Annotated in this window: 5 protein-coding genes; 2 read left to right on the forward strand and 3 right to left on the reverse strand. The window is 45.6% G+C overall.

All coding sequences use genetic code 11. The features are described 5' to 3' along the window. The coding region (locus PX481_RS07310) for an ABC transporter permease subunit (RefSeq protein ID WP_288094165.1) at positions 1-400 on the forward strand (400 nt) is incomplete at its 5' end. A 49-nt stretch (positions 401-449) separates the two neighbouring features. Here the strand turns inward: PX481_RS07310 and phoU are convergent. The 3 genes from phoU to PX481_RS07325 form a co-directional block, all read right to left on the reverse strand. Continuing rightward, on the reverse strand, positions 450-1,118 hold the full coding sequence (gene phoU / locus PX481_RS07315) for a phosphate signaling complex protein PhoU (RefSeq protein ID WP_002759704.1): 669 nt from the start codon (positions 1,116-1,118) through the stop codon (positions 450-452). Positions 1,119-1,238: 120 nt separating this feature from the next. After that, positions 1,239-2,540 carry a sensor histidine kinase gene (locus tag PX481_RS07320; protein WP_288094167.1) on the reverse strand — a complete coding sequence of 434 codons (1,302 nt, stop codon included), beginning with the start codon at positions 2,538-2,540 and terminating at the stop codon, positions 1,239-1,241. Between the two features lie 47 nt (positions 2,541-2,587). Beyond that, entirely contained in the window at positions 2,588-3,340 is a 753-nt protein-coding gene (locus PX481_RS07325) for a response regulator transcription factor (RefSeq protein ID WP_002759707.1), read from the reverse strand. A 69-nt stretch (positions 3,341-3,409) separates the two neighbouring features. On the opposite strand from PX481_RS07325, the gene PX481_RS07330 reads away from it, so the two are divergent. Next, entirely contained in the window at positions 3,410-4,177 is a 768-nt protein-coding gene (locus tag PX481_RS07330; RefSeq protein WP_002759708.1) for a creatininase family protein, read from the forward strand. Positions 4,178-4,282: the final 105 nt, after the last annotated feature.

Genomic DNA, 4,282 nt, shown 5'->3' on the forward strand with positions numbered 1-4,282 from the left:
TGCCTATATTCCCCAATATTTTCGCGTGGTCAGAAATCAAACCGCCAGCGTTAAAAATGAGTTATTTATCGAAGCGGCGCGAGCGATCGGTGCCAGTCCTAGCCGGATACTATCAAAATATCTTTTCTTTAATGTCGTCCAAAGTGTCCCGGTTCTTTTTACCCTCAACGCAGCGGATGCGATCCTGGTTTTAGGCGGTTTAGGCTTTTTAGGCTTAGGATTACCAGAAGAAGTGCCGGAATGGGGTCATGATCTCAAGGAAGCTTTGGCGGATTTATCTACAGGTATCTGGTGGACCACTTTATTCCCCGGATTAGCAATGACCACGATGGTGGTGGGTTTATCCCTCTTGGGGGAGGGGTTAAGTGAAATTGTAAACCCCCTGAGTCGTAAACGCTAAAAGCGGGGGCCAGAGTTCGAGAGAAATCATCTCAGGAGCCTCCACACCCTCAGCCTCTCTGTCCGGTAACGATGTAGGATACCCTTTGGGCGATATTGGTGGCGTGATCGGCCATGCGTTCCAGATGACGGATTAGTAAAGCCATCAGCAGGATTGGTTCCACCACACCCTTGATATCTCTTTGATGGGCGAGAGTGTGATAGAGATAATCATAGGCTCGATCGACCGTATTATCTAGTTCTTTCACCTTTGGACCTGCTTCTTGATCGAGGTCGGCCAGAGCAACAAGGCTCGTGGCTAACATATACTGGGCATGGTGGGACATAGCCTCGATCTCACCCATACAATCGTGGGGAGTATAGGCGAATAATTTGAGAGCTATTTCAGCCAAATCCTTGGCATAATCGCCGATACGTTCCAAATCGCGCACTAATTGCATAAAAGCACTTAAAAGCCGCAAATCTTGGGCTACGGGAGCCTGTAGAGTCATGAGAGTGGCACAATCTAACTCGATTTGACGGTAGTAGCGATCGATTTCCTTGTCAAGGGGGGCGATTTTTTTCGCCATTTCCAAATCCCTAGCAAAAAGGGATTGATGGCTAAGACGAAAGGATTCTTCGACCAAGGTGCCCATTCTCAGCACATCCTGTTCCAATCGCTGGAGAGAACGAGCGAAATAGGTGCGATCGGGATGATTGGTTTCTTTGGATAGGCTCACGGTCGGATTCGCTTAACATAAAACTACTCTTTCTCTACAGTGATAACAAGAAAATTTTCGATTTTGTACAGTTGTCCAGAGAACTTGACAGATTTTTTTTCTCCCCACACCCCACACCCATCACCCCACCTCCTTTTTTTGACGCGGGAGAGTGACTTGTAGGCGAGCGCCGCCGGTGTTAGGATCATTTTGAGCGACGATCGAACCGCCATGGGCTTGAATAATCTCTTTGGCAATCGATAAACCTAAACCGGTACTATAATCCTTTGTGCCTTGTTTTTGACGGGTGCGGGAAGGATCACCACGAAAGAGGCGATCAAAAACGTAGGGTAGATCCGCTTCGTTAAATCCCTTCCCGTTGTCGATAACGTCAATTTTTAGCCATTTTTCCCCGATAGTATCGGATATTTCCCGAATTTCTAGGCGAATTTTCCCCTGATCGGGACTATACTTAATGGCATTATCAAAGAGATTCAGGAAAACTTGCAGCAGACGAGAGTGATCCACTTCCAGCGTCCAATCCACCGGAGAGGAATAATCTAAGCTAATCTGTTTTTGGGCGGCTATTGGGGTGACAGTCTGCCAAGCAGCGGTGATTAATTCCTCTAGATTAATCATCTGGTATTGTAAAGATCGCCCCGCATCCGCTTGTAATTCACTGATTTCTAGCCAATCGCAGACTAATTGACTCAAACGCTCCACTTCTTTCCCCATTTGTTCTAACCAGCGTCTTTCGGGAGCTTGGAGGCGTTTTTGTAAAGCTTCGGTAAGGAGAGAAATGGAGGTTAAGGGAGTGCGTAACTCGTGAGTTAAGTCAGAGAAAGCTCGCTCGCGATTTTGCGATAATTCCACTAAAGGCTGTCTATTTTCGATAAATACAGCGATTTCACCTTCTGGCAAGGGATAACCGTAACCCTTCAAGGCAATCGATTTAGGAGCAATCACTTGGCGATCGCTAATGGGGTTGACAGGATAATTAGTCGGGTAAAAAGTCCAAGTTTGCACCTGTGGACTCTGTTTTTGGCGAGTTTCTTGAATTAATTGATCTAATTCGTAGGATCGCACTAATTCCAGCAGCAGACGCACTTGATCTGGCTGCCAGCGATCGAGTTTGAGGAGATTAATTGCCTGTTGATTACACCAGAGTAGTTGATTATCGGTATCTATATGAAGATAGGCGATCGGCGCTAGTTCTAGCAAGGATTTCTGAATTTCTAAGCTCTTTTCTCGCTCTTGCAGACTTTGGGAGAGAAACTGTAATTCTCGACGCACCAGGGAGGTAACGGGAAAAGAGGCCGACAAATCCACCGAATCCGAGAGAGCGCTTAGGGTTCGCTTTAACTCTCTATTTAAGCGTGAGACTTGCCAATAACAAATACTCAAACCTAAAACTACTCCGAAAATAAAAGCGAAAATAGTCATTGTCTGCGCGAGCGGCGATCGCTAATCGGGAAAATATAATCGCTCACCTAGCCAAAACGATAACCGAAACCGCGTACAGTAATCAGGTATTCCGGTTGACTGGGATCGATTTCTAGTTTTTCCCGTAACCAGCGAATGTGAACATCGACGGTTTTGGTATCTCCTAAAAAATCTGGCCCCCAAATTTGTTCAATTAACTGCTCTCTTGACCAAACTCGGCGCGGATAACTCATAAATAGGTCGAGGAGACGGAATTCTTTAGGAGAAAGGTTAATTTCTTCATCTCGCACCGTCACCCGACATTCCTGGGGATAAAGAAGAACATCGCGGAATTTTCGCACGGGAGCGGCAGCTAGGGAAGTAAATCCTTGACGACGAATGAGAGCGCGACAACGAGCGACTAATTCGCGCATACTAAAGGGTTTAGTCAGATAATCATCGGCACCTACTTCTAAACCCAAAACTCGATCGGTTTCGCTGGCCTTAGCACTTAAGATTAAAATCGGGATAATATTGCCGTGATAGCGCAACAGACGACAGATATCAAGACCGTTGATTTGGGGTAACATTAAATCCAAAACGACCAAATCAAAACGAGACTCACCGTGATTAGATTCTTGACTTTGCAGTAATTCTAGGGCAACGCGACCATCACTAACACCGAGCGCCTCGTAACCTTCTTCTTCCAAAGCCAAAATAATCATATCCCGAATCACTTCTTCGTCTTCAACGATTAAAATCCGATGATTGGGAACGAAATCCGTACTCGCCGACAAGGGGGGGGTGTCAAGGGTTAACATAAAAATACTTGATTATTCGTCCTAATTTTATCTCAATTGGTCAACCTGCACTCGGGGGGGTAGAGCCGAATGTTATTACAGTTATCCACCTGGTTAGAGGTGGAATCCTATCTAGAACAATCTCAGGGAATTATTATTCCTATTGGTTCCACGGAACAACACGGGCCGACGGGACTAATTGGTACAGATGCTCTATGTGCGGAGGCGATCGCTAAAGGAGTGGGGAAACAGGTACGAGCAATGGTAGCACCCACCTTAAATGTCGGTATGGCCCTACATCACACGGCTTTCCCGGGTACAATTAGTCTTCGTCCTAGCACTTTGATTCAAGTCATCCTCGACTATGTGACTTGTTTAGCTAGAGCGGGTTTTCGTCAATTTTTCTTTATTAATGGTCACGGGGGCAATATTGCCACCCTAAAAGCCGCTTTTGCGGAAACCTATTATCATTTGGATTCCCTCAATTTGCTTAACACAAACGAGGTTAAATGTCAAGTGGCCAACTGGTTTATGGTGCGAGAAGTTTATCTTTTAGCCAAAGAATTGTATGGAGATCAGGAAGGTTCTCACGCTACACCGAGCGAAGTGGCGTTAACTCAGTATCTTTACCCTGAGAGCCTTAAAAATGCCTTTTTATCGGAAAAAGTGGCTTCTGGTCATGGTATTTACGGTGCGGCTAATTTTCGCCAAAACTACCCCGATGGTCGTATGGGTTCCAATCCTGCTTTAGCCACTCCCGAACACGGTCAGAGGTTCTATGAATTAGCCGTGAAAGAATTGAGTAATAATTATTTAGAATGGCTCTCTTGTCCTGTGTCTGAGTTGATTAGTGACTAAGCCACCGAGACCCAGAATAATTTAACTGTAACCCTAAGTAAGTAGCTGGTTATAATTATAGCGGTTCTCGCATCTGTGCGGCACACTTAAACCTTTGCTGATTAA

It is taken from the genome of Microcystis sp. M53603_WE2 (assembly GCF_030065435.1).